Genomic DNA, 23,559 nt, shown 5'->3' with positions numbered 1-23,559 from the left:
GATGACCTTCGCGCTGCTGCTGCTGGTGCTGCTCTGCCTGCTGCTCGGCGCGGGGCTCTGGATCGCCATGGCGCTCGCGGTCGTCGGCTGGGTGGCGATGTCGGCCGCGCATCCGAGCCCGGGGCTGTTCCTCGCCACCGCCTTCTGGGAGGCGACCGGCTCCTGGACGCTCGCCGCGCTGCCGATGTTCATCTGGATGGGCGAGATCCTGTTCCGCACCCGCCTCTCGGAGCAGCTCTTCAGCGGCCTCGCGCCCTGGGTGCGGCGGGTTCCGGGGCGGCTGCTGCACGTCAACATCTTCGCCTGCGGCATCTTCGGCGCCGTCTCCGGCTCCTCCGCCGCCACCTGCGCCACCGTCTCCAAGATCGCGCTGCCGGAGCTGCGCCAGCGCGGCTACGACGAGCGGACGGCAATCGGCAGCCTCGCCACCGCGGGCACGCTCGGCATCCTGATCCCGCCCTCGATCATCATGGTGGTCTATGCGGTGGCGGCGGAGGTCTCGATCATCCGCGTCTTCATCGCCGGGATCATCCCGGCCGCCATCGTGATGGCGCTGTTCAGCCTCTACATCGCCGCCTGGGCGCTGCTCACGCCGCGCCGCCAGCCGCCGCCCGACCCGCCGCTGCCCTTGCGGGAGAAGCTGCGGCAGAGCGCGCAGCTCATTCCCTGCCTGCTGCTCATCCTCGGGGTCATCGGCAGCATGGTGGCGGGCTGGGCCACGGCGACCGAAGCGGCGGCCTGCGGCGTGCTCGGCAGCCTGATCCTCGCGGCGCTGACCCGGGCCCTGACCTGGCGCAGCTTCCTCGACAGCCTGGCGGCGGCGACGCGCACCTCCTGCATGATCATGTTCATCCTGGCCGGCGCCGCCTTCCTGACCAAGGCGATGGCGCTGACCGGCATCCCCGCCGCGCTGGCGCAGTGGGTGGTGGGCCTCGGCCTCAGCCCCTACGCGCTGATCGCCATCCTGACGCTGGTCTACATCGCCCTCGGCACCTCGCTCGACGGCGTGTCCATGATCGTGCTGACCACCTCCATCGTCATCCCGCTGGTGCAGGCGGCGGGCTTCGACCTGGTCTGGTTCGGCGTCTTCGTGGTGCTGCTGGTCGAGATCGCGCAGATCACCCCGCCCGTGGGGTTCAACCTGTTCGTCATGCAGACCATAACGAACCGGGAACAGGGGGAGATCGCGCTCGCCGCCCTGCCCTTCTTCCTGATGCTGGTGCTGACCGTGGTGCTGGTGACGCTGTTCCCGGCGACGCTGGTCACCGGCCTGCCGGAACTGCTGCTGGCGCGCTGAAGGGGCGCGCCGGGCGGGCGGCGTTGCCACCCCCTCCCTTCCCCACTAAACCCCGGGCCGATCCCGCAACCGCCCAGCCCCCAGGTCCCGCCCCATGGCAAAGATGCAGGCCAACCAGATGCGCGCCGGCATGGTCATCGAGTTCGAAGGCCAGCGCTACACCATCCTCAAGCAGAACATCATGATCCCCGGCAAGGGCGCCGCCGTCATCCAGGTGGAGATGCGCAACATCAAGACCGGGGCGAAGAAGGACCAGCGCTGGCGCACCTCCGACACCGTGGAGCGCCTGACCACCGAGGACAAGGAATACACCTTCTCCTACGCCGACGGGGACCAGCTCGTGCTGATGGACCCCGAGACCTACGAGCAGCTCCACGTCCCGGCCTCCATCCTGGGCGACCGCCTGCCCTTCCTGGTCGAGAACATGACCGTGAACGTCCGCCTGATCGAGGGGGAGCCGGTCTCGATCGACCTGCCGGAGACGGTGGTGCTGGAGGTGGCCGAGGCCGATCCGGTGGTGAAGGGCCAGACCGCCGCCAGCAGCTACAAGCCGGCCGTGCTGTCGAACGGGGTGAAGACCATGGTCCCGCCCTTCATCACCGCCGGCGAGAGGATCGTGGTCAAGACCGAGGACGCCTCCTACGTCGAGCGCGCCAAGGGCTGACGCCCCGCCCGCCGCGCCCCGAGGACACGCATGCCCCCTCCCTCCCGCCTCTCCCCCGCCCTCACCGTGGTGGTGGCCGCCGTCCAGAAGGCCGGGCGGCGCCTGCTGCGCGATTTCGGCGAGGTGGAGAACCTCCAGGTCAACGTGAAGGGTCCGGGCGACTTCGTCTCCCAGGCCGATACCCGCGCCGAGGAGACGCTGCGCCAGGAACTGTCCCGGGCGCGGCCCAATTTCGCCTTCCTGATGGAGGAGGGCGGCACGCTCGGGCCGGAGGACTGGCAGTGGCGCTGGGTGGTGGACCCGCTCGACGGCACCACCAACTTCCTGCACGGCATCCCGCACTGGTGCATCAGCGTCGGCGTCGAGAAGCGGCTCGAGGGCGAGCGCACCGAGCTGATGGCCGGCGTCATCTACAACCCGGCGGCGGACGAGCTGTTCTGGGCCGAGAAGGGTATGGGCGCCTTCCTCAACGACCGGCGGCTGCGCGTCTCCGCGCGGCGGGACATGCAGCAGGCGGTCTTCGCCACCGGCATCCCCTTCGCCGGCGTGCCGCGGAAGGCGGAGTTCAGCGCGATCCTCGCCCGGGTCATGCCGCAGGTGGCCGGGGTGCGCCGCTTCGGCTCGGCCGCGCTCGACCTCGCCTGGACCGCCGCCGGCCGCTACGACGGCTACTGGGAGCTCGGCATCAAGAAGTGGGACATGGCGGCGGGGCTGATCATCCTGCGCGAGGCGGGCGGGTTCGCCACCGATCCGGAAGGGGGCGATCCCTACCTCGAAGGCAATGTGGTCGCCGGCAATCCGGGGCTGCAGCCGCGCCTGCGCGAGCTGGTGGCGGAAGGCATAGCCGCCGCGCGCGCGGCCGCCCGCCCCGGCACCTGAGGCGGCGCGCACGGCATGGCGACCGGCTCGCTTTCCGGTCGGATGGCGGGCGAAAACCCTCTACGGTGGCGCCCGTGATTCGCCTCGGCCCCCTGCTGCTGCTGCTGTCCGCCGCGCTGCCTGGCTTGGCCCTGTCGCCGCCGGCCCTGGCCCAGCCCGCGCCTCCCCCCGCCGCGCTGCCCGACCCGGCCCCGCCGCCGGACCCCGCCGCCGCCCCCCCTCCCCCTGCCCGCCTGGAGGATGCACCCCGCCCCGCGCCCCCGCCGCCGCTCCGCGCGGCGCCGCCCCTGCCGGGGCTCGAGAGCCTGCCGGAGGGCGCCTGGCGGCTGCGCTTCCCGCCGGGGGCCGAGGCCCCGCCCCCACCCGCTGCCACGGCGCTCGCCACGCTCGGGCGCCGGCTGGCCGAGCTGCCCCAGGGCCGCTTCACCCTCGAGGCCCAGACGAGCGGGCCCGAGGCGGACGTCTCCCTCGCCCGTCGCCTCTCCCTCGCCCGCGGCCTGGCGGTGAAGGAGGCGCTGGCGGCGGGAGGGCTGCCGCCGACCCGCATCGACGTCCGGCCGCTGGGCCGGACGGAGGAGGCGCTGGATGCCGTGGACATCCTGCCGCCCGAGGCCCGGCGCCCCGCCCGATGACCGCATCGCACGCCGCATGACCGGACGCCCTGCCCGATGACCAGGCCCGAACGCTACCTCTGGCGGATGCTGGGGTTCCTCGCCGTGGTCGCCATCGTGGCGATCCTGCTCGCCCCGCAGATCGCCAGCGCCTTCGCCACCAACCTGGTGCTCAACTCCCTGATCCTCGGCGTGCTGCTGGTCGGCATCTTCTGGACGCTGCGCCAGGTGCTGATGCTGCGCCCGGAGGTGGCGTGGCTGGAGAATTTCCGCAGCCCCCGGCTCGGCGCCCCGGCCCAGCCGGCGCCGCGCCTGCTCGGCCCGATGGCGAGCATGTTCGCCCAGCGCCGGTCGGAGCGGCTGTCGCTCTCCGCCCCGGCGATGCGCAGCGTGCTCGACGGCATCGCCTCCCGCCTCGACGAGAGCCGGGAGATCTCGCGCTACATGACCGGGCTGCTGATCTTCCTCGGCCTGCTCGGCACCTTCTGGGGGCTGCTGCTGACCATCGGCTCGGTCAGCGAGGTGATCGCCGACATGGCGGTGGGCACCGGGGACATCAACCAGCTCTTCAACCAGCTCAAGACCGGCCTCGCCCAGCCGCTGCGCGGCATGGGCATCGCCTTCTCCACCTCCATGCTCGGCCTCGCCGGGGCGCTGGTGCTCGGCTTTCTCGACCTCTGCGCCGGACAGGCGCAGACCCGCTTCTACAACGAGCTCGAGGAGTGGCTCGCCGGCATCACCCGCCTCTCCTCCGGCGGGCTCGGGGCGGAGGCCGAGGGCGGCTCCGTTCCCGCCTATGTCCAGGCGCTGCTCGAGCAGACGGCGGAGAACCTCGAGGGGCTGCAGCAGATCATGAGCCGCGGCGAGGAGAGCCGCGCCGCCGCCAGCCAGGCGATGATCCGCCTGACCGAGCGCCTCGCCGTGCTGACCGAGCAGATGCGCGCCGGGCAAAGCCTGATGCTGCGCGTCGCCGAGCAGCAGCAGGCGCTCGGCCCGGTGCTGGCCCGCCTCGCCGACGCCGAGGCGCAGGGCGCGGCGGACGAGGCGACGCGCGCCCACCTGCGCAACGCCGAGATCTACCTCGCCCGCATCCTGGAGGAGATCGCCCAGGGCCGGGCCCAGGCAACGGCGGAGATCCGCAACGAGATCCGCGTCCTCGCCCGCACCATCGCCGCGCTGGCCGAGGAGCAGCCGCGGTGAGCGCGCGCCGGCGGGAAGGGGGCTGACCCGTGCCGGCGGTCGGGGGGCGGCGGGACCGCAACGGCGGGCTGCAGGCCTGGCCGGGCTACGTGGACGCCCTCTCCACGCTGCTCATGGTGCTGATCTTCGTGCTGCTGGTCTTCGTGCTGGCGCAGGGCTTCCTCTCCGTCGTCCTCTCCAGCCGCGACCAGGCGCTCGACCGGCTCAACCGACAGGTGGCGGAGCTGGCCGAGATGCTGGCGCTGGAGCGCGGCCAGACCCAGGAGCTGCGCGGCTCCCTCACCCGCGCCACGGAGGAGCTGCGCGCCGCCTCCGCCGCGCGGGATGCGCTCGCGGCGCAGCTTCGCGACCTGCGCGAGGAGCGCGACCGGCTGAGCGCGGAGCGCGACGCGGCGCGCGGCGAGCGCGACCGCCTCACCGCCCGCATCGCCGATCTGGAGCTGGCCGGGCGCGGCACCGGGGAGCGGATCGCGGGGCTGGAGGCGCAGCTCGCCGAGGCGCTGCGTCGCGCCGAGGCGGCGGGCGGCGACGCCGCGCAGACCCTGGCCCGCCTGGCCGAGACCGGGCGCGGCCTGGCCGCCGAGCAGGCGGCGCGGCAGCAGGCGGAGGCGCGGGCGGCGGCGCTCGGCGAGGAGCTGGCGCGCTCCCGCGGCGAGGCGGAGACGGCGCGTCTCGAGCTTGCCGGCGTCAGCCGCCGCCTGGCCGAGGCGCAGGCCGAGCTCGAGGCGGCGCAGCGCCGCCTCGCCGCGATGCGCGAGGAGATGGCGGCGCTCGACCGGCAGGTGCGGGCGGACCGCGAGACGATCGAGGCACGGCTGTCCGAGATCGCCCGCCTCTCGGAGCAGGTCCGCGCCCTGACCGCGCTGCGCGACCAGCTCGAGCGGCAGGCGGGGGAGGCCCTGGCCCGCGCCGAGGCGGAGGGGGAGGCGCGCCGCGCCGCCGAGGCCGAGGCGCGGGAGGCGGTGCGCCTCGGCGAATCGGCCCGCGCCCAGGTGGCGCTGCTGACCCGCCAGATCGAGGAGCTGCGCCGCCAGCTCGCCCGCATCGCCGCGGCGCTGGAGGCGTCCGAGGCGGCGGCGCAGGAGAAGGACGCGCAGATCGCCAGTCTCGGCCAGCGGCTGAACGCGGCGCTCGCCGCCCGCGTCGAGGAGCTGCAGCGCTACCGCAGCGACTTCTTCGGCCGGTTGCGCGACGTGCTGGGCGAGCGGCCGGAGGTGCGCATCGTCGGGGACCGCTTCGTGTTCCAGAGCGAGGTGCTGTTCCCTCCCGCCTCGGCCGAGCTCTCGTCGCGCGGCGAGCAGCAGATCCGCGACCTCGCCAGGGTGCTGCGGGAGATCGCCGCGCAGATCCCGCCCGACGTTCCCTGGATCCTGCGGGTGGACGGGCACGCCGACCGCACGCCGATCCGCAGCCCGCGCTTCGCCTCGAACTGGGAGCTGTCCTCGGCGAGGGCCATCGCCGTCGCCCAGCTGCTGATCCAGGAGGGGCTGCCGCCGAGCCGCGTCGCCGCCGCCGCCTTCGGCGAGCACCAGCCCCTCGACCCGGCGGACACGCCGGAAGCCTACGCCCGCAACCGCCGCATCGAGCTGCGCCTGACCGACCGGTGATCCCATGGGCACGCTGCGCGTCCCCCGCCACGCCCTGCTCGCGCACAAGCTGACGCAGCTTCGCCGCCGCGACACGCCGAGCGCCGCCTTCCGCCGGCTGCTGGCCGAGATCGGGGCCATCCTCACCGTCGAGGCGCTGCGCGACCTGCCCGCCATGCCGGTCGCGATCGAGACGCCGGTTGCCCCAATGCGTGCCCAGGCCCTGGCCGGCCCCGAGCCCTGCCTGGTGGCGGTGCTGCGCGCCGGGCTCGGCCTGCTCGAGGGGGCGCAGCGGATCCTGCCCGAGGCGCCGGTCGGCCATCTCGGCCTGGTGCGCGACGAGGCGACGCTGCGGCCGAGCGAATACGTGGCCCGCCTGCCCCCGGACCTGGCGCGCCGCGGCGCGCTGCTGCTCGACCCGATGCTGGCCACGGGGGGCAGCGCCGCGGCCGCGGTGGCGCGGCTGAAGGCGGCCGGCGCGGCTGCGATCCGCTTCGCCTGCGTGGTCGCGGCGCCGGAGGGAGCGGCCCGCCTGGCGGCCGAGCACCCGGACGTGCCGGTGCTGGCCGCCGCCCTCGACGAGCGTCTGGACGAGCGGGGCTACATCGTCCCCGGGCTCGGCGATGCCGGGGACCGCTGCTTCGGGACCTAGAGCGGATCCCGTTCGGGTGAGCCCGCCTGAATAGGATCCGCTCTACAGCGTGATCCGCTTTGATGGATCACGCTTCCGCTCTGCGTTGGGTGGCCGGTTCACCACTCCGGCGCTCCCATCTTCGCGGATCAGGCGCTAGGCTCCCCGCGGGAAGGAACCCAGGAAAGCACCGCCGATGACCGAGACCTTCCGGGTGGGCGACATGACCATCCACCGGATCGTCGAGCAGGAGGACCCCCTGTTCGACCCGCTCGAATTCTTCCCCACCCTGACGCCCGAGCGGCTGGAAGAGAACCGCACATGGCTGGAGCCCCTGGCGCTCGACCCCGCCACCGGCCGGCTCAGGCTCTGCATCCAGTCCTACGTGGTGCGCACGCCGCACCGCACCATCCTGGTGGACAGCTGCGTCGGCAACGGCAAGAACCGGCCCGGCCGCCCCTTCTGGCACATGAAGTCCGACGACCGCTGGATGCGCGGCCTCGCCGCCGCCGGCCTCGCGGTGGAGGACATCGACGTGGTGATGTGCACCCACCTGCATGTGGACCATGTCGGCTGGAACACGCGCCTCGAGAATGGCCGCTGGGTGCCGACCTTCCCGAGGGCGCGCTACCTCTTCTCCGAGCGGGAGCTCGCCCACTGGAAGGCGGAACACGCGAAGGCGCCGAACCCCGTGCTCGAGGACAGCGTGCTGCCGGTGATCGAGGCCGGACGGGCCGAGCTGGTGCGGAGCGACCACGTGCTGGACGAGCATGTGCGCCTCTCCCCGACGCCGGGCCACACCCCTGACCACTTCGCCGTCGAGCTCGGCAGGGGCCGCACCGAGGCGGTGCTGACCGGCGACCTGATCCACTCGCCGCTGCAGGCCCGCTACCCGGAGATGTCCATGCGCGCGGACACCGACCCCCGGCAGGCGGCGGCGACGCGCCGGCGCTTCCTGGAATGCCATTGCGAGGCGGGCACGCTGCTCTGCACGGCGCACTTCCCCTCCCCCTCGCGCGGCCGGCTTGCGCGCTGGGATGAGGGCTTCCGCCTCGAACCGCAGGCCTGATGCCCGTCTCACCGGCCCGCGCGGATCTCCCCCGCGACCCGCCCGCGCCGGGGGTCCACGAGCAGGATCCGATCCTCTCCGGGGCCGGTGACCCAGACCGCGAGCGTCCCGTCCGCCGCGGCGGCGATGCCGCCGATGCGTGCCCCTTCGGGGAGCGCCAGGGACAGGTCGGCGCGCGTGATCTCCCTGCCCGCCTCGCCCAGGCGCTGGACGATGGCGATCGCCAGCGCCACGGTGCCGAACACGATCAGCACCCCCATCACCACCACCAGAACCTTGAGCGCCCGCACCGATTCGCCCCCCCTGCCCGAGCCCGCCGGCGCGACCTTCGAGGTCACGGCCGGGCCGGAATCCGCCGGCGAGCGCGCCGACCGCTTCCTGGCCGCCGCCATAGGGTCGGTGTCGCGCTCCCGGGTCAAGGCGCTGATCGCCGGGGGGCATGCGCGGCGCGACGGCGCGCCGCTCTCCGACCCGGCCGAGGCGGTGCGCGCGGGCAGCCGCTACGCCCTCTCCATTCCCCCCGCCGCGCCGGCGGCACCGCGGCCCCAGGCCATGCCGCTCTCGATCCTGCACGAGGATGCCGAGCTGATCGTGCTGGACAAGCCGGCGGGCCTGGTCGTCCACCCCGCTCCCGGTAACCAGGAGGGCACGCTGGTCAACGCCCTTCTCGCCCATGCCGGGGAGGAGCTGCCCGGCATCGGTGGAGAGCGGCGGCCCGGCATCGTCCACCGGCTGGACAAGGACACCTCCGGTCTGATGGTGGTGGCCAAGACCGAGCGGGCGCATCACGCCCTCTCCGCGGCCTTCGCCGCCCGCGACCTGGAGCGGGAGTATCTGGCGCTGGTCTGGGGCCTGCCGGAGCCGCCCGCGGGGGAGATCGAGGGCGCCATCGGCCGCCACCCCGTGGACCGCAAGCGCATGGCGGTGGTCGCCCGCAGCGGCAAGCCGGCCCTCACCCGCTACGCCACGGAGCGGGCCTGGGGCACGGCCTGCGCCCTGCTGCGCTGCCGCCTGCTCACCGGGCGGACGCACCAGATCCGGGTGCATCTCGCGCATCGGGGGCATCCGCTGGTCGGCGACCCGGTCTATCTCCGCCGCGCCCCGGCGGCCGCCCGGCTGCTGCCCGAGCCGGCGCGGCGGGCGCTCCTTGCCTTTCCCCGCCAGGCGCTGCACGCCGCGACCCTGGGCTTCCGCCACCCCGTCTCCGGCGAGAGGCTCCGCTTCTCCTCCCCCCTGCCGGCCGATCTGGCGGCGCTGCTCGTGTTGCTGGATGGTAACAGCGAGTAACCGACTGCCATGGTCGGTTTTGATTGCCCTGCCTTCCCCTGCCGTGGTATCAGCCTCCCCGGCAGCGCCACACGGGTGCCGCAAGCCTCGGCCGGCCCGACTTCACCCCGTCGTGACAGGGGGAGGGTCGGCCCAGGGGGCCCGCGTGGCGTTCGTGCTGCCAGGGTCGGACGCTGGCGCGGACGCCGCCGTCACGGGGCGAGCCGGCCAGCGCAGGAGGCAGATGCTCACGATGGCTTCCAACTCGGTCATCCCCATCGCTCCGGAGGGCAACCTCTCCCGCTACCTCCAGGAGATCCGCAAATTCCCGATGCTCTCTCCCGAGGAGGAGTACGAGCTTGCGAAGCGCTGGAAGGAGCAGGGGGACGAGAAGGCGGCCCACAAGCTGGTCACCTCGCACCTGCGTCTCGTCGCCAAGATCGCCATGGGCTATCGGGGCTACGGCCTGCCGGTGGGAGAGCTGATCTCCGAGGGCAATGTCGGCATGATGCAGGCGGTGAAGCGGTTCGACCCGGACCGCGGCTTCCGCCTCGCCACCTACGCCATGTGGTGGATCCGCGCCGCGATCCAGGAATACATCCTGCACTCCTGGTCGCTGGTGAAGATGGGCACCACGGCGGCACAGAAGAAGCTGTTCTTCAACCTGCGGCGCCTGAAAGGCCAGATGGCCGCGCTCGAGGAGGGCGACCTGAAGCCGGAGCAGGTGGCGAAGATCGCCCGCACGCTCGACGTGCCCGAGGCCGACGTGATCTCCATGAACCGCCGCCTCGCCAGCCCCGACCACAGCCTGAACGCCCCGGTCCGCGCCGAGAGCGAGGGCGAGTGGCAGGACTGGCTGGTGGACGAGCAGGAGAGTCAGGAGACCGAGCTCGCCGAGCGGCAGGACATGTCCAACCGCCGCGCCCTGCTGAGCGAGGCGCTCAAGACCCTGAACGACCGCGAGCGGCACATCCTAATCGAGCGCCGCCTCAAGGACGAGCCCACCACCCTCGAGGAGCTGTCCCAGCAATACGGCATCAGCCGCGAGCGGGTGCGCCAGATCGAGGTGCGCGCCTTCGAGAAGCTGCAGAAGAGCATGAAGCAGCAGATCGTGGAGCGGCGCCTGCAGAGCGCCTGAGGCCGCGCGGGGGTGGCCACCCGCGCCCGGTCATGAGTGTCGCGGATCGGCCCCATTCCCCCGCCCGATTGGCGCGGGCGTCCGGCTGGCCTCAGTTTTGGGGCGAAGGAGACCCCCGCCATGCCTGCACCCTCCATTCCCGCCCACCCCGCGCTCCGCATCGGCCATGTGCATCTGAAGGTGGCCGATCTCGACCGTGCCCTTGGCTTCTGGCGCGACGTGCTCGGCCTCCAGGAGACCCAGCGCATGGGCGGCCGCGCCGTGTTCCTCTCCGCCGGCGGCTACCACCACCACATCGCGCTCAACACCTGGGAGAGCGCGGGCGGGTCGCCACCACCCCCCGGCAGCACCGGGCTTTACCACGTCGCCCTGCTCTACCCCGACCGCGCGGCCCTGGCTGCGGTGGTCCGCCGGGTGCTGGCCGCCGGCATCCCGCTGGACGGCGCCTCGGACCACGGCGTGTCGGAGGCGGTCTATCTGCGCGATCCCGACGGCAACGGCGTCGAGCTCTACCGCGACAGGCCCGAGGCGGAGTGGCCGCGCGACGCCGCGGGCGGGCTGGCGATGGTCACGCGGCGCCTCGATCTCGAAGGATTGCTCGCCGAGCCGGGCTGAGCCGGCCGGGGCCGGTTGAACCGCTTCCCCCGCTCCCGCAATAGCGTAAGCGTATGGGGTCCGCCCGCGCCGGGCACGGTCCGCCAGCAGGGAAGCCTCGAATGCACCAAGCCGCTCCATCCTCCGGGTCCCGGACCGTGCGGGCCGGCGGCGGGGGATAGGCGATGGCGCCCGTGCCGGCGGCCCCGGTGCCCCTGCCAGGAACCTGGCGCGGCACGCTGCGCCGCTTCCTCGGCATCGCCGGCGGCTTCTGGACCAGCGAGCATCGCCGCCAGGCCTGGGGCCTCACCCTCGGCCTGCTGCTGCTGAACGCCACCGAGGTGGCGCTGCTGCTGCGCTTCAACCAGTGGCACCGCGACCTGTTCGACGCGCTGGAGCGGCGAGACACCCCGGCGGTGCTGCTGGAATGCGCCGTTCTGCTGCTGCTGGTCGCCGCCTTCGCCGCCGTCTCCTGCATGCACCTGCAGGCGCGGCGCGGCCTCGCCCTCGGCTGGCGCGCTTGGCTGGCGCAGGAGCTGACCGGCCGCTGGCTTGCCGGCGGCGCCCCGCGCGCGGCGCCGGGGGAAGCCAATGCGGATGGGCGCATCCACGAGGATGCCCGCATCGCCACGGAGGAGGCGGTGGAGCTCGCCTCTTCCCTCTCCCATGGGGCGATGACCCTCACCTGCTTCGTCGGCGTGCTCTGGGCGCTGTCGAGCCACGAGATGGTCACCATCCTCGGCATCCCCTACGCCGTGCCGGGCTATCTGCTCTGGATCGCCGTGCTCTACGCCGGGGCGGGCATGGTGCTCGCCGCCCTGCTCGGCCGCCCACTGGTGCGCTCCACCGACCACCGCCAGGCGATGGAGGCCGAGTACCGCGCCGCGCTGGTGCGGGCGCGGGATGGCGGGCGGGCGGAGGCGGAGAGCGGGCCGGTGCTGTCCGGCCTGTTCGGCAAGGTCGCCGCCGCCTTCCACCGCCAGACCCGGGCCTATGCGCATCTGCAGCTCTTCTGCGTCGGCAACACGCGGCTCGGCAGCGGCCTGCCCTTCCTCGCCGCCACCCCGGCCTATCTCGCGGGCGTGGTGACCCTCGGCTGGGTGATGCAGGCGGCCCAGGCCTTCCAGTACGTGGCCGGGGCGCTGAACTGGCCGGTGGACCACATGCCGCGCATCGCCACTTGGCGCGCCTCGGCCGAGCGGGTGATCGCGCTGCATGACGCGGTGCTGCCGCACCCCGCCCCCGTCAGCGCTGGCCCGGTGCCGGGAACGATCCCGGCGGCCGAGGCTCCGGCCCCCGCCGGGGGCGCCGGCGCGCCCTCCTGAGGGTTTCCGGCCGGGGGTGGTGGGACCGCCCTCGGCTGGCATCCCCGCCGCGCCGCCCCTACATGGGCGCGAGCCCCCGCCGCCAGCCGGCATCCCCCGCTTCCTCCCGACGAGTGCCCGATGGACGCTGCCCCTGCCGAATTCGCACGCCCCGCTGCCGACGCCCCCGCCGAGCGGGTCGCCGCCGAGGCGGCGCGGCGGCGCACCTTCGCCATCATCGCCCATCCGGACGCGGGCAAGACCACGCTGACCGAGAAGCTGCTGCTGAAGGGCGGCGCCATCCAGCTCGCCGGGGCGGTGCGGGCCAAGGGCAATGCGCGGCGCACCCGCTCGGACTGGATGAAGATCGAGCAGGACCGCGGCATCTCGGTCGCCACCTCGGTGATGACCTTCGAGCGCGGCGGGCTGGTGTTCAACCTGCTCGACACGCCGGGCCACGAGGACTTCTCCGAGGACACCTACCGCACCCTCACCGCCGTGGACGCGGCGGTGATGGTGCTCGACGCCGCCAAGGGCATCGAGGCGCAGACCCGCAAGCTGTTCGAGGTCTGCCGCCTGCGCGACATCCCGATCCTCACCTTCGTCAACAAGATGGACCGCGAGGGGCGCGACCCCTTCGAGCTGATCGACGAGATCGAGAAGACCCTGGCCCTTGACGCCGCCCCGGTCGCCTGGCCGGTCGGCCGCGCCCAGGACTTCGCCGGCACCTTCGACCTGTTGGACAACCGCTTCCTGCCGGTGGACGCGACGGAAGAGGCGGGCGTGCCCCTCTCGGGCCCCGGCGATCCGCGCCTCACCGCGCTGGTGGGGGAGGCGCGGGCCGCGGCGCTGGCCGAGGAGGCCGGGCTGGCGCTCGCCGCCTGTCCGGAATTCGAGCTGGGGCGGTTCCGCGAGGGCACGCTGACCCCGGTCTTCTTCGGCAGCGCGCTGCGCGACTTCGGCGTCGGCCATCTGCTGGACGGGCTGGCGCGCTACGCCCCGCCGCCCGGCCCCCGTCCTGCCGATCCGCGCGGGGTGGAGCCCGGCGAGGAGCGGCTGACCGGCTTCGTGTTTAAGGTCCAGGCCAACATGGACCCGAACCACCGCGACCGCGTCGCCTTCCTCCGCCTCTGCTCGGGGCGGCTGCTGAAGGGGATGCGGCTGCGGCAGGCGCGCACCGGCAAGCAGGTGCCGGTGAACGCGCCGCTGTTCTTCTTCGCCCGAGATCGCCAGGTGGCGGAGGAGGCCTGGCCGGGCGACGTGGTCGGCATCGCCAACCACGGCACGCTGCGCATCGGCGACACGCTGACCGAGGGCGAGGCGCTGCATTTCCGCGGCGTGCCCTCCTTCGCGCCCGAGATCCTGCGCACCGTGCGGCTCGAGGACCCGATGCTGGCGAAGAAGCTGAGGACCGCCCTCGCCCAGCTCGCCGAGGAGGGGGTGGTGCAGCTCTTCCGCCCGCTCGACGGCTCGCCGCCCGTGGTCGGGGTGGTCGGGCAGCTCCAGCTCGACGTGCTGCAGAGCCGGCTGAAGGCGGAGTACGGCATTCCCGCCGGCTTCGATGCCACGCCCTGGGAGACGATGCGCTGGGTCGCCGGGGAGGACCGCGCGGCGCTGGAGCGCTTTCTCGCCGCCCACCGCCGCGACGCGGCGGAGGACCATGACGGCGAGGCGGTGGTGTTCTTCGCCTCCGACTGGCGCCGCCGCCGTGCCGAAGAGGAATGGCCCATGCTGCGCTTCCACGCCGTGCGCGAGCAGCACGGGCTGGTGGAGGCAAAGCGGTGACGGACGCCCCACCCGGCCTCGACCTCGCGGCGCTGCGCGCCCGGCTGCTGGCGGAGCGCGGGGCGCTGCTCGGCGTCAGCGCCGTCTCGGCGGAAAGCCGCGACCCGGTCGAGCTGGACCAGACCAGCGTCGGCCGGCTCTCGCGCATGGACGCGATTCAGCTTCAGGCGATGGGGCTGGCGACGGAGCGGCGCCGCGACGCGGCCTTCGCGCGCATGGAGGCCGGGGAGTACGGCTGGTGCGCCGCCTGCGCGGCGGGGGGCGGGTGACGGAACGCCCTCACGGCCTGGTGTAGGTGGTCCCGAACGGCGCCACGAACTCGTTGACGGTGTAGCGGTCCACCTGCGCCAGGCAGGGCCCGGCCTCGCCGTGGCGGAACAGGTAGATCAGCACGGCCTGCCCCTGCAGGGCGATACGGCAGAACCCCTCCTCCGGCGCCACCTGATGGCTGGGGCAGATCCCGATGTCGAGGTGGGGGATCTTCTCCTCGAAGGCCTCGTAGGAAATGAAGCATGCCTGCTCCCCGGCCACGCTCGCAGCCGGCAGCAGCATGGCGAGCGCCGCCAGGGGCCCGGACGATCTCCGCATCGGTCCTCTCCCGCCAGGAGGCGCCAGACTAGGATCTGGACCCATAAACGGGATTCCCCGGAAGCGCAGTTTGTGCTTCACCCTTGTCGTCAGCGCGGGGGCGAAGGGTGTCTGGGGAGTTCTGGCTGAGTGACCGCCAGTGGGCCTGGCTTGCGCCATTGCTGCCGAACAAGCCGCGGGTGGACGACCGGCGGGTGATTCAGCGGCATTGTCCACGCACTGCGCTCTGACAGCCGCTGGGCCGATGCCCCGGCCGTCTACGGCCCCCGCAAGACGCTGTACAACCGCTTCGTGCGCTGGGCCGCCAAGGGCAGCTGGCAGGCGGTGTTCGAGGCCCTGGCCGCGGCCGGAGGCCCGCCTTCGGAGGTGCTGCTCGACAGCACCCATGTGAAGGCGCACCGTTGCGCTACAGGTGGCAAAGGGGGCAGCGGATCCAGGCGCTTGGCATCAGCTGCGGCGGGCGCACTACCAAGATCCATGCCCTGAGCGACGGCCAAGGCCGCCCGCTGGCCTTCCTGCTCACCCCAGGCCAAGCCGCGGACTGCCGCGCGGCCGAGGCTCTGCTGCCGCATCTGCCGCCCGATGCCCGGTCATGGCGAACCGGGCCTACGACACCGATGCCATCCGCGCGCAGATCCAGGCCCAAGGCGCGGTGCCAAACATCCCATCCAAGCGCACCCGACGCTGGAAGCACTGCTTCAGCCCCGTCCTCTACCGCCGCCGCAATGCCATCGAGCGCATGTTCGGCCGCCTCAAGGATTTCCGCCGCATCGCCACCCGATACGACAAGACCGCCCGCAACTTCCTCGCCGCAGCCGTCAGCTACTGGTTGAGTCCAGACCCTAGGCTTAGCTTGGCCTCCCCCAGGAAAGCGCGGTTGTGGCGCCCCCGCTGCCGGGGTGTATGGTAAACAACTAAACAAGCTGCCCGTCGAGGCGGTGCGGGAGTAAACGGACATGGCTCTTTCTCGTCGTAGCCTCTTGGCCCTGGGAACGGTACTACCGCTTCCGGCCATTGCCCAGACCAATACGACGCCCATTCGTATCCTGCACGGCTCCTCTGCCGGTGCGCCGCAGGACATCATGCTGCGCATCCTGGCAGAAGAGTTGGGCCGCCTTCTCTCCCGCACGGTGCTGGTCGAGGCTCGACCCGGCGCAAATGGGCAGATCGCCATGAACATGCTGAAGCGGGCCCCCGCCGATGGCACCGTGATCTTCTCCGACGGGACGGGTATCACTTCCATCCTGCAACTGCCGCATGCCCAGCATCACTGGCGAGATTTCGAGCCGCTGGCCCGGCTGCAGCTCGATCCCTTCGCCCTCTATGTGCGCACTGGCGGCGACTTCCCGGACTTTGCGGCCTTCGCCGAGGCGATGCGCCGCAAGGGCGAGGGCATTCGCATCGGCGGCTTCGCCACTGGCAGCCCGCATCAGATAACCACCATGCAGCTTGCGTCGCGTCTCGGCGCCAAGTTCACCTGGGTGCCCTATGACAGCGGGACCAAAGCCATCACTGCCGTCATGGGCGGCCATATTGAAGCGTCCATGAGCAATATCAGTGTCTATCCAAGCTTCCGGGATCAGATGGCAGTCCTGGCCCATACAGGCGAGAGCCGCATCGAGCCCTTCGGCCATATTCCCACTTTCCGCGAGCAGGGCGTGGACCTGGCCCGCTATCACTGGCGCGGCATGTTCATGCGCCGCGAGGTCCCGAAGGCTCAGGTGGAGCAGATGAAGGCATGGGTGGATGAGGCAGTGCGCACGCCGCGCTTCCAGGCCTATCTCCGTGACACCGGGACGCTCGACGGCACCATGGACCGTGCCGCCTTTGCCGCCATGTTGGAGGAGCAGGCAGCCGAGGACACCCGCATCCTGCGCGAGTTGCGCCTGCTCGCCTGACCGCGCGGCACGGGTTATCTATCACATATGGAGGCCCCGCGCCGGCGCCTGCCTCCGCTGAATGCCCTCCGCGCCTTCGAGGCTGCGGCGCGACACAGCAACTTCACCCGTGCCGCCGAGGAACTCAGCGTCACCCAGACGGCAGTCAGCCAGCAGGTGAAGCTGCTGGAGGAGTTCCTCGGCTTCCGCCTGTTCCGTCGTCTGCATAACTCCCTCGAGCTGACCGACCGAGGGGCCCAGTACCTGCCGGCACTGCGCGAGGCCTTCGCCAGCATCGGCGACGCGACCGAGGCGCTGTTGGGTGAGGGCAAGACGCCGCGCCTGACCCTCAGCGTCATGCCAAATTTCGCCTTACGGTGGCTGATCCCGCGCCTGCAGCGCTGGCAGGCATTGCACCCAGATGTGGAACTGCTGGTGCAGACCGACCGGCACGGCCTCGAAACCCTAGCGGAGGAGGTGGATCTCGCGATCCGCTTCAGCGAGGCGCCCCCACCCGGCCTCCATGCGGAACCGCTGCTGACCGACGAGATCTTTCCGGTCTGCGCCCCCAGCCTGGCGGCCGCGCTCGATGCTCCGGCCCGGCTTGCCGGGGCCGCCCTGCTGCATGTGGAGACCTCCCCGGAGGACTGGCCGGTCTGGCTCACGGCGGCGGGCTGCGAAGGGCTGCAGGGCCGTCCGGCGCCGCGCTTCGACACCTACGCCCTGGCGCTCGAAGCCGCGCATCACGGCTGCGGCGTCGCCATCGGTCATGGGCCTTTTGTGGCTCACGACCTGGCCATGGGCCGGCTCGTTGCGCCCTTCACCCTGCGTGTGGCGCGGGCCAAGACCTGGTGGCTGCTCTCGCCCCGTGGCCGCGCGCGGCGCCCTGTGGTGCAGTTCCGCGCCTGGATCCTTTCCGAGGCGCGGCGGCAGGGATAGGGCTTGGCCTCCCCCAGAAAAACGCATTGGCCAGGGCGGGGCGGGGGCACTTCCTTGCGACCAAGGCGCCGGTCCAGGCGCCGGCAGGAGATGTCGCCATGCCTCTCGACAGCACCGCCGTGCACTATGGCGCCGGCGTTCACGTCACCCCCTCCGGTGCAGCCCTTGCGGCCGACGTCACTGGCCTGGATTTTTCGAAGCCGCTTTCGGCCAATACCATGGAGGCGGTGAAGCGCGCCTGGGCCGACCACCTGGTGCTCCGCTTTCGCGGCGTGAGCCTGACCGATGAGGCGCTGATGGCATTCAGCCGCCACTTCGGCACGCTGGACCGCGCGCCCATCCCGGCCGGCGAGCGGGCCGATCCCGTGCGGGGCTACGTCCTCACGATCTCGAACATCGTGGTGGACGGCAAGCCGATCGGTGGCCTCGGCGCCTACGAGTCCGTGTGGCACACCGACATGAGCTACCTCGACGAGCCGCCCTATGCCTCCTTCCTCTTCTCGGTGGAGGTGCCTCCGTCCGGCGGCGACACCGGCTTCTGCAACATGGCCGTGGCCTATGAGACGCTGCCGGCGGCGACGAAGGCGCGCATCGCCGATCTCTCCTGCAAGCACGACAGCAGCCGCAACAGCGCGGGCGAGTTGCGCCGCGGCTTCCGGGAGGTGGAGGACCCCCGCGAGGCACCGGGTGCCGTCCACCCGCTGGTGATCCGCCATCCCGCCAGCGGCAAGATCTGCCTCTTCCTCGGTCGCAGGCGGAACGCCTACATCCCTGGCCTGGAATTGGTCGAAAGCGAGGCGCTGCTTGACGATCTCTGGGCCCATGCCACCCAGCCGGCCTTCTGCTGGTACCAACAGTGGCAGGTGGGCGATCTGGTGATGTGGGACAACTTCGCTACCATGCACCGCCGCGACAGCTTCGATCCGACGACGCGGCGCCTCCTGCGGCGCACCCAGGTTTCCGGCGTACGCCACGGACGGGTTTGAACGCCATGGGGCGGATCGAACGGGTGGAGCTGTGGCGGGCAGAGTTCCCGCTCACCGTGCCCTACAAGGTCTCCTCGCGGACCTTCCATGTCTTTGACCCGCTCCTCTGCCGCATCACCCTGGATAACGGACGCACGGGCTGGGGGGAGGCGATCATCAGCCCGGGCTACGGCCACGAGACGCCGGACGGTGGTTGGGCCTTCGCGCGGGAGATGGCGCCCCACTTCCTTGGGCTGACGCCGGCCGAGGCACGGGCGCGCCTCGCCCCCCACCGCGCGAGCAATGCCCATGCCGTCACGCTGCTCGCCGTGCCGCTGGACTGGATCACGCGGCACGCGGCCCTCGCCGGCCCCAAGCGTGTGGAGCTGCTGGCCCCGGTGAACGCCATGGGTGGTGCAGCGATGGAGGCGGAGGTGGAGGCGCTGCTCGCCGCGGGGTACCGGACACTGAAGGTGAAGGTGGGCTTCGAGGCAGCCGCCGATGCGGCGCGGGTGCGGGCGCTCCAGCGCCAGGTCACGTGCCGGGCGACGCTGCGCCTCGACGCCAATCAGGGCTTCCAGGCTGCCGAGGCCTGCACCTTCGCGGCGGGGCTGGACCCGGCGGGAATCGAGCTGCTGGAGCAGCCCTGCCATCTCGACGACTGGGAGGCGAACGCCGCCGTCGCGGGTGTTTCGACCGTACCGGTGATGCTGGATGAAAGCATCTTCGGCCTGCCCGATATCCATCGCGCGGCGGCGATCCCCGGTGTGAGGCTGGTCAAGGTGAAACTCAAGAAGTTTGGTGGCTGCGATGCGCTGCTGGAGGCCGGCCGGACGGCCCGTGCGGCGGGATTGGACCTCGTTCTGGGCGATGGCGTGGCGACGGAGTTGACCACCTGGGTGGAGGCCGCGCTGGCGCCGGCGATGATCCACAATGCCGGGGAGATGAACGGGCACCTGAAACTCACCCGGCCATTGTCGCGGAACCCGCCGAGTTTCAAAGATGGGATCATGATGCTGCCGGCCAGCGAGGCGCCGGAGCCGGACCTCGACTGGATCGAGCGCTGCACCGTCGCGCGGGCGGAGATACGCCAGCGCCTTTGGGCTGGTCATTGAGATATTGGGACCGGCATTGGTGAAGTTGAAAACCGGCCTGTACCGGCCCCAGCCGGCCGAGATGGCGACGTGCAGCATGGACAGTACCCGAGGCGCTGGGGCTTCACTGCGCAGATGCCGCTGCCGCGGGCCTATGAGCCAGATGCGGCTGCGGCGCGCCGTTGGCTGCGGTGGGACTATTCGGCGCCCGCAGCGCGGGCCAAGACCGAGAAGGGCGCCGTCTTCCGGGGAGACGAGGCCGGCTTGCGCTCGGACGACGTCCGCGGCCGCAGTGCTGCGCCGCGCGGCCAGATGCCGCTGGGCCGGGCGCAGCGTGCCTTCGGCTGTGACCAACAAGGGCGATGTGCGCTGGATAGTGCTTGACGGGGTGGTGAGGTCCCGGCCCTGATCCGCTATTCTTCCGGCGCTTGATCAACAGATCTCAAGGACCACGAGGCCGGCAAGGACGACTACGAGCATCACCAGGGTGGTGCCGAAGAACACGGCCATTGGCGCCACCCGATCCGGAGAATCGCCGTGAGCGAAGTACGGAGGCCAAGCGCCGCGATTGCGACGATCAGCTTTCAATTCGATGCAGTCACGAGTGCAGACTTGAACGGGGGATAAAGGGCATCGAGTCCCGGAATGCTCGGCAAGATGCTGTTCACAAGACACAGGCCGAGGAACGCGAGCGCGAAGACAGGCACCGACACCCGGTCCTTGCCATGCTCCGCGCCGGACCGGGTGAACCACCATCCAACGGCGACCACAACCGGCAGAAGCAGGAGCACGCGAAAGAGTTTGACCAGTACGGCCGTGTTGTCGACCGGCTCCGAGACGGCATAGCCGGCTCCGGCTATCTGGGCCATGTCGTGGATCGTGGCACCGAGCATGACGCCCGTGGTTTGCGCCTCGAAGCCGAGGAGCAAGCAAAGGGGCGAGTAGGCCACCATGACGAAGGTGGAGACGGCGTTTGCTGTCACCACAGTGAAGGTCACATCGATGCCCTTTCGCGGGTAGTTCGGCACCACCATTGCGGTCGCAAGCGCCACGGATGCGCCACCCGCGGCGCGGCGGCGCCGGCAAGCGCGCCATAGCCGACGCCAAGCCTGAAGATCCGCGCCAGCCATACGCCCGAGATCAGCGTCAGCGTTATCGCCGCGGTTACGAGAAGGGCGGTCGAGAGCCCGAGGTCGGCAATGTCGCCGAACGCTATCCGCACTCCAAGCAGACTGATGGCAACCCGTAGCAGCCCTTTCACGCACCAGGTCAAGCCAGGCGCGAACGCAGACCGCGATGCGATCCGATTCGACGTAATTCCGATAAGGAGCGCGATCACCAACACCGGCATTGGAAAAACCTGCGCGACAAGCGGGGCCAAGGCGCTTGCCGCCAGTGCTACGACCACGGCGACGTCAATGCCGGGACCAAGACGGTGGGCCGCGACGACGACCTCGGATGATGGACGGGCAGTTGCAAACTGCTTCATGGAGCGCGGCTCGGTGATCTCCGCGAAGGCCAGGAGAGGTGCAAGGAAGATCTTTGCGGGGCGCACGGCGGCCGGCATGTTCGCCGCCGCCCTGCGTCACTGTCTTCAGCCGGCAACCTGGGCGCGAGGCCTGGAGTTCACGTCCTGCTGCAGCAGCCCCAAGCTGTTCAAGATCTCGTCGAGCTTCCGCTTGTTGGCTTCCGACGGCTCATGCCCCGGTACGCGCGGCTGGCCGAAACACCAACCCATGCGGTTGAGCATGTAGTGCACGGCGTTCGGAACCGGTTCGATGTGAATGGCGTCGAAAAGCGGTAGCCACTCGAGGTAGGTCCGCCGGGCCGTCTCCAGGTCTCCGTCCTGCCACGCGCTCAGGATCTTCACGACCTTGTTCGGAATGATGCTCGCGGCGAAGGTGAGCACACCCGGCGCCCCAAGGGTCAGGCCGAAAAGGATGTGATGCTCCGACTTCGGCATGACCTTGATCTTGCTGCCCAGCCGGCGGACTGAGGCCGGGTACTGCTCTATGTCGCTCTGCTTCAGGCCAACGTAGTTCGGACACTCGTCCGTAATCCGATCCATAACATCAATCGAGAGATTGATCCCGGTCCGGCTGGGATTGTTATAGAAGACGAGCGGAAGCTCAGTGTTTTGTGCCACCATCTTGTAGTAACGATAGAGGCCTTCCTGATCGGGAAGTGAAAAGAACGGCTGGATCAGGAAGGCAGAATGGGCTCCCACATCCTGGGCAATGTTGATGAGATCAATCGTTTCGCGAGGGTCAGGACGGCCGGCGTAGGCGGTGACAAAGGCGCGGCTGCCCACCTCCTCGACCGTCATCTCGAGCAGGCGCCTGTACTCATCCCGCGTGGTCTGCATGGATTGCCCGGTGGCCGCGGCCGGCTGCAGAAAGCGCACGCCGCAATCCACGAGCCAACGTATGTGGCGGCGGTACTCATTCTCATTAATGCTGCCGTCCGGATTGTAAGGAGTCGGATTGACGGCTCCGATCCCACCGACCTCGTATTTCATGTCGTGCTCCATCTCTCGTAAGCGCCGCTACCCCGACCCGAACGGCAGGGTCCGGCGACCTCCTGCGGGGGACTACCGCCTCCTGGGACGCATCATCAAATTCAAACATTTAAGCCACCCCTCGATTTGGTTGGGGTAGCTTCGGGATAGGTGTAGAAAGGATCGCAAGGCTTCGGGGCAGAGGTGCGGCCGGTCAATCCATAGTCCGCCGGGTATGAGTCGTACCCCTCGGTCCACGAGGTGTGCCATTATGGAATGCGCCGCTTCATCACCGCGACGGAGAGCGTGGCCGGGCCGAAGTCGAAGCTCGCCGTGGGCGAGATGTTGCGTGCCATCACCTGGACCGTGTTGGTGGTCCAGGTGGCGGCGTCGAGCTCGATGAAGCGGGTCGATGAGGCCAGCGAGGCATGGGCGCCATCTCCCTGCCGGCAGCCGGTGACCGCCACGTCGAGCAGGCTGGTGGCACTCAGCGCCAGGTTGGGCAGGTCCCAGGAGACCTCGGCGGCAAACTCCCGCTGGCCCACCGGCAGGGTGGGCGTGCCGCAGAGCAGCGCCGGGGCGTGCTCCGGCAGGCCGTAGAGCCGCAACGCCTCGAGCTCGATCTGCCCGTCGAAGCCGACGACGCCGATCTGGGCGAAAGCCACCGCCTCCGCCAGCCGCACCGTCATGCGGCGGTTGAGCGAGGCGTCCGCCGTCACCGTGCCGCCGGTCCAGGCCTTGGAGGAGGTGTTCCACTGCATGGTGGTCAGCGAGGCCAACACATTTCCGGCGACGTTCTCCCGCACGGCCATCGCCGCGTCGAAGCAGCGCACGAACAGCCGCCCGCCATTGGCGCCGCCGGCCAGCCAGTGGGCGAGCGCGAACTCCTTCGCCGCGGTGGCTCCACCACGAAGGCTAGCCCGCGCTGCGCCTCCAGCAGCAAGCCGTGGGTGGTCGCCGCGATTCTGTCCAGCCCGTTGAAGGACAGCGCGGCGAGGGTGGTGGCGCTGGTGGTCGAGGTGGCAACCGCGACCGCGGTCAGCCCCTCCACCCCGACCTCGGTGGCGCTGCGGCGAAAGGCGGCGGCGCGCGGGTTCGGCGCCGCCCCGAGCAGGCGGAGGTGGCGCGAGGCCGGCGCCCGGTGACGGTTGAGGACCGCGTTGCCGCAGCGGGTGGCGGTCGCGGTGTAGTCGATGCCGATCTGGTAGGTGTTGGCCCAGGCCACCTCCTATTCGCAGTCCTGCGCCGCCCCGGTGTGGCGGGCGACGATCGGCGAGCAGGCCTCCATGCGCAGCGCCCGGCCGATGATGGCCGAGCCGTTGGTCTCGTTCAGGAAGGGGATGGCGACATTCGAATCGAGCTGGCGCAGTTCGAAATTCGGCGCGTCGAAGACGTGCCGGTTGTGGTTGCTGCAGACGCCGGGCGCATTGGGCAGGCGAATACCGAAGCGGTTCTGGGCGGGGTTGATCCCGGTCGCGCAGGCGAAGTGGCCGCCTAGGGTCTGGACTCATAACCAGTAGCTGACGGCTGCGGCGAGGAAGTTGCGGGCGGTCTTGTCGTATCGGGTGGCGATGC

At 71.0% G+C, this 23,559-nt stretch carries 25 protein-coding genes and 1 pseudogene; 19 read left to right on the top strand and 7 right to left on the bottom strand.

Annotated features, from left to right (window positions below):
- Position 1 precedes the first annotated feature (1 nt).
- The 8 genes from ET526_RS04710 to ET526_RS04675 all read left to right on the top strand — a co-directional run bounded on the left by ET526_RS04710 (position 2) and on the right by ET526_RS04675 (position 7,937).
- Positions 2–1,297 carry a TRAP transporter large permease gene (locus tag ET526_RS04710; RefSeq protein ID WP_135466598.1) on the top strand — a complete coding sequence of 432 codons (1,296 nt, stop codon included), beginning with the start codon at positions 2–4 and terminating at the stop codon, positions 1,295–1,297.
- A gap of 94 nt (positions 1,298–1,391) precedes the next feature.
- Positions 1,392–1,961 (top strand): elongation factor P, encoded by a 570-nt coding sequence (gene efp / locus ET526_RS04705; RefSeq protein ID WP_135466513.1) that lies wholly within the window; start codon positions 1,392–1,394, stop codon positions 1,959–1,961.
- A gap of 30 nt (positions 1,962–1,991) precedes the next feature.
- Positions 1,992–2,840, top strand: coding sequence for an inositol monophosphatase family protein (locus tag ET526_RS04700; RefSeq protein WP_135466512.1), 849 nt, complete (start codon positions 1,992–1,994; stop codon positions 2,838–2,840).
- A 65-nt stretch (positions 2,841–2,905) separates the two neighbouring features.
- On the top strand, positions 2,906–3,472 hold the full coding sequence (locus ET526_RS04695) for an OmpA family protein (protein WP_135466511.1): 567 nt from the start codon (positions 2,906–2,908) through the stop codon (positions 3,470–3,472).
- Between the two features lie 36 nt (positions 3,473–3,508).
- Positions 3,509–4,651 (top strand): flagellar motor protein MotA, encoded by a 1,143-nt coding sequence (locus ET526_RS04690; RefSeq protein ID WP_135466510.1) that lies wholly within the window; start codon positions 3,509–3,511, stop codon positions 4,649–4,651.
- A 29-nt stretch (positions 4,652–4,680) separates the two neighbouring features.
- Positions 4,681–6,258, top strand: coding sequence for a peptidoglycan -binding protein (locus ET526_RS04685; RefSeq protein WP_240048253.1), 1,578 nt, complete (start codon positions 4,681–4,683; stop codon positions 6,256–6,258).
- A gap of 4 nt (positions 6,259–6,262) precedes the next feature.
- Positions 6,263–6,889, top strand: coding sequence for a uracil phosphoribosyltransferase (upp, locus tag ET526_RS04680; RefSeq protein WP_135466509.1), 627 nt, complete (start codon positions 6,263–6,265; stop codon positions 6,887–6,889).
- A 175-nt stretch (positions 6,890–7,064) separates the two neighbouring features.
- A complete protein-coding gene (locus ET526_RS04675) occupies positions 7,065–7,937 on the top strand; it encodes an MBL fold metallo-hydrolase (protein ID WP_135466508.1) in 873 nt (290 codons plus the stop codon).
- A gap of 8 nt (positions 7,938–7,945) precedes the next feature.
- Here the strand turns inward: ET526_RS04675 and ET526_RS04670 are convergent, their stop codons facing one another.
- Entirely contained in the window at positions 7,946–8,227 is a 282-nt protein-coding gene (locus ET526_RS04670) for a DUF6476 family protein (RefSeq protein ID WP_135466507.1), read from the bottom strand.
- Here ET526_RS04670 and ET526_RS04665 point away from each other — a divergent pair.
- The 6 genes from ET526_RS04665 (at position 8,214) to ET526_RS21500 (ending at position 14,293) form a co-directional block, all read left to right on the top strand.
- Positions 8,214–9,224: an RluA family pseudouridine synthase gene (locus tag ET526_RS04665; RefSeq protein WP_240048252.1), complete on the top strand. Its 1,011-nt coding sequence runs from the start codon at positions 8,214–8,216 to the stop codon at positions 9,222–9,224. The genes ET526_RS04670 and ET526_RS04665 overlap by 14 nt on opposite strands.
- A gap of 232 nt (positions 9,225–9,456) precedes the next feature.
- A complete protein-coding gene (gene rpoH, locus ET526_RS04660; RefSeq protein ID WP_192898657.1) occupies positions 9,457–10,341 on the top strand; it encodes an RNA polymerase sigma factor RpoH in 885 nt (294 codons plus the stop codon).
- 120 nt (positions 10,342–10,461) lie between these two features.
- Positions 10,462–10,956 carry a VOC family protein gene (locus tag ET526_RS04655; RefSeq protein WP_135466505.1) on the top strand — a complete coding sequence of 165 codons (495 nt, stop codon included), beginning with the start codon at positions 10,462–10,464 and terminating at the stop codon, positions 10,954–10,956.
- Positions 10,957–11,120: 164 nt separating this feature from the next.
- Entirely contained in the window at positions 11,121–12,260 is a 1,140-nt protein-coding gene (locus ET526_RS04650) for an SbmA/BacA-like family transporter (RefSeq protein WP_135466504.1), read from the top strand.
- 120 nt (positions 12,261–12,380) lie between these two features.
- On the top strand, positions 12,381–14,024 hold the full coding sequence (locus tag ET526_RS04645; protein WP_135466503.1) for a peptide chain release factor 3: 1,644 nt from the start codon (positions 12,381–12,383) through the stop codon (positions 14,022–14,024).
- A complete protein-coding gene (locus ET526_RS21500) occupies positions 14,021–14,293 on the top strand; it encodes a hypothetical protein (RefSeq protein WP_192898652.1) in 273 nt (90 codons plus the stop codon). The genes ET526_RS04645 and ET526_RS21500 overlap by 4 nt, the downstream gene beginning before the upstream one ends.
- A 10-nt stretch (positions 14,294–14,303) precedes the next feature.
- On the opposite strand, the gene ET526_RS04635 is transcribed toward ET526_RS21500, so the two are convergent.
- Positions 14,304–14,612, bottom strand: coding sequence for a hypothetical protein (locus tag ET526_RS04635; RefSeq protein ID WP_135466502.1), 309 nt, complete (start codon positions 14,610–14,612; stop codon positions 14,304–14,306).
- 107 nt (positions 14,613–14,719) lie between these two features.
- Between ET526_RS04635 and ET526_RS04630 the strand changes: the two are divergent.
- The 5 genes and pseudogenes from ET526_RS04630 to ET526_RS04610 all read left to right on the top strand — a co-directional run bounded on the left by ET526_RS04630 (position 14,720) and on the right by ET526_RS04610 (position 19,508).
- Positions 14,720–15,522 (top strand): annotated as a pseudogene (locus ET526_RS04630) (IS5 family transposase).
- A gap of 46 nt (positions 15,523–15,568) precedes the next feature.
- On the top strand, positions 15,569–16,510 hold the full coding sequence (locus ET526_RS04625; protein WP_135466501.1) for a Bug family tripartite tricarboxylate transporter substrate binding protein: 942 nt from the start codon (positions 15,569–15,571) through the stop codon (positions 16,508–16,510).
- A 27-nt stretch (positions 16,511–16,537) separates the two neighbouring features.
- Positions 16,538–17,428, top strand: coding sequence for a transcriptional regulator GcvA (gcvA, locus tag ET526_RS04620; RefSeq protein ID WP_135466500.1), 891 nt, complete (start codon positions 16,538–16,540; stop codon positions 17,426–17,428).
- A gap of 98 nt (positions 17,429–17,526) precedes the next feature.
- A complete protein-coding gene (locus tag ET526_RS04615) occupies positions 17,527–18,414 on the top strand; it encodes a TauD/TfdA dioxygenase family protein (RefSeq protein WP_135466499.1) in 888 nt (295 codons plus the stop codon).
- 5 nt (positions 18,415–18,419) lie between these two features.
- Positions 18,420–19,508 (top strand): mandelate racemase/muconate lactonizing enzyme family protein, encoded by a 1,089-nt coding sequence (locus ET526_RS04610; protein WP_135466498.1) that lies wholly within the window; start codon positions 18,420–18,422, stop codon positions 19,506–19,508.
- 563 nt (positions 19,509–20,071) lie between these two features.
- On the opposite strand, the gene ET526_RS22325 is transcribed toward ET526_RS04610, so the two are convergent.
- The 5 genes from ET526_RS22325 to ET526_RS04580 all read right to left on the bottom strand — a co-directional run bounded on the left by ET526_RS22325 (position 20,072) and on the right by ET526_RS04580 (position 23,209).
- On the bottom strand, positions 20,072–20,539 hold the full coding sequence (locus tag ET526_RS22325) for a putative sulfate exporter family transporter (RefSeq protein ID WP_135466496.1): 468 nt from the start codon (positions 20,537–20,539) through the stop codon (positions 20,072–20,074).
- Positions 20,482–21,054 carry a putative sulfate exporter family transporter gene (locus tag ET526_RS22320; RefSeq protein ID WP_135466495.1) on the bottom strand — a complete coding sequence of 191 codons (573 nt, stop codon included), beginning with the start codon at positions 21,052–21,054 and terminating at the stop codon, positions 20,482–20,484. The genes ET526_RS22325 and ET526_RS22320 overlap by 58 nt, the downstream gene beginning before the upstream one ends.
- 27 nt (positions 21,055–21,081) lie before the next feature.
- A complete protein-coding gene (locus ET526_RS04590; RefSeq protein WP_158295492.1) occupies positions 21,082–22,005 on the bottom strand; it encodes a dihydrodipicolinate synthase family protein in 924 nt (307 codons plus the stop codon).
- 248 nt (positions 22,006–22,253) lie between these two features.
- Positions 22,254–22,763 carry a hypothetical protein gene (locus ET526_RS04585; RefSeq protein WP_135466493.1) on the bottom strand — a complete coding sequence of 170 codons (510 nt, stop codon included), beginning with the start codon at positions 22,761–22,763 and terminating at the stop codon, positions 22,254–22,256.
- Positions 22,751–23,209, bottom strand: a complete 459-nt coding sequence (locus ET526_RS04580) for a hypothetical protein (RefSeq protein ID WP_135466492.1) — start codon at positions 23,207–23,209, stop codon at positions 22,751–22,753. The genes ET526_RS04585 and ET526_RS04580 overlap by 13 nt, the downstream gene beginning before the upstream one ends.
- Positions 23,210–23,559 lie beyond the last annotated feature (350 nt).

The sequence above is a fragment of the Crenalkalicoccus roseus genome, from assembly GCF_004761865.1.
Lineage (GTDB): Bacteria > Pseudomonadota > Alphaproteobacteria > Acetobacterales > Acetobacteraceae > Crenalkalicoccus > Crenalkalicoccus roseus.
This window is presented reverse-complemented; position numbering and strand designations above follow the sequence as displayed.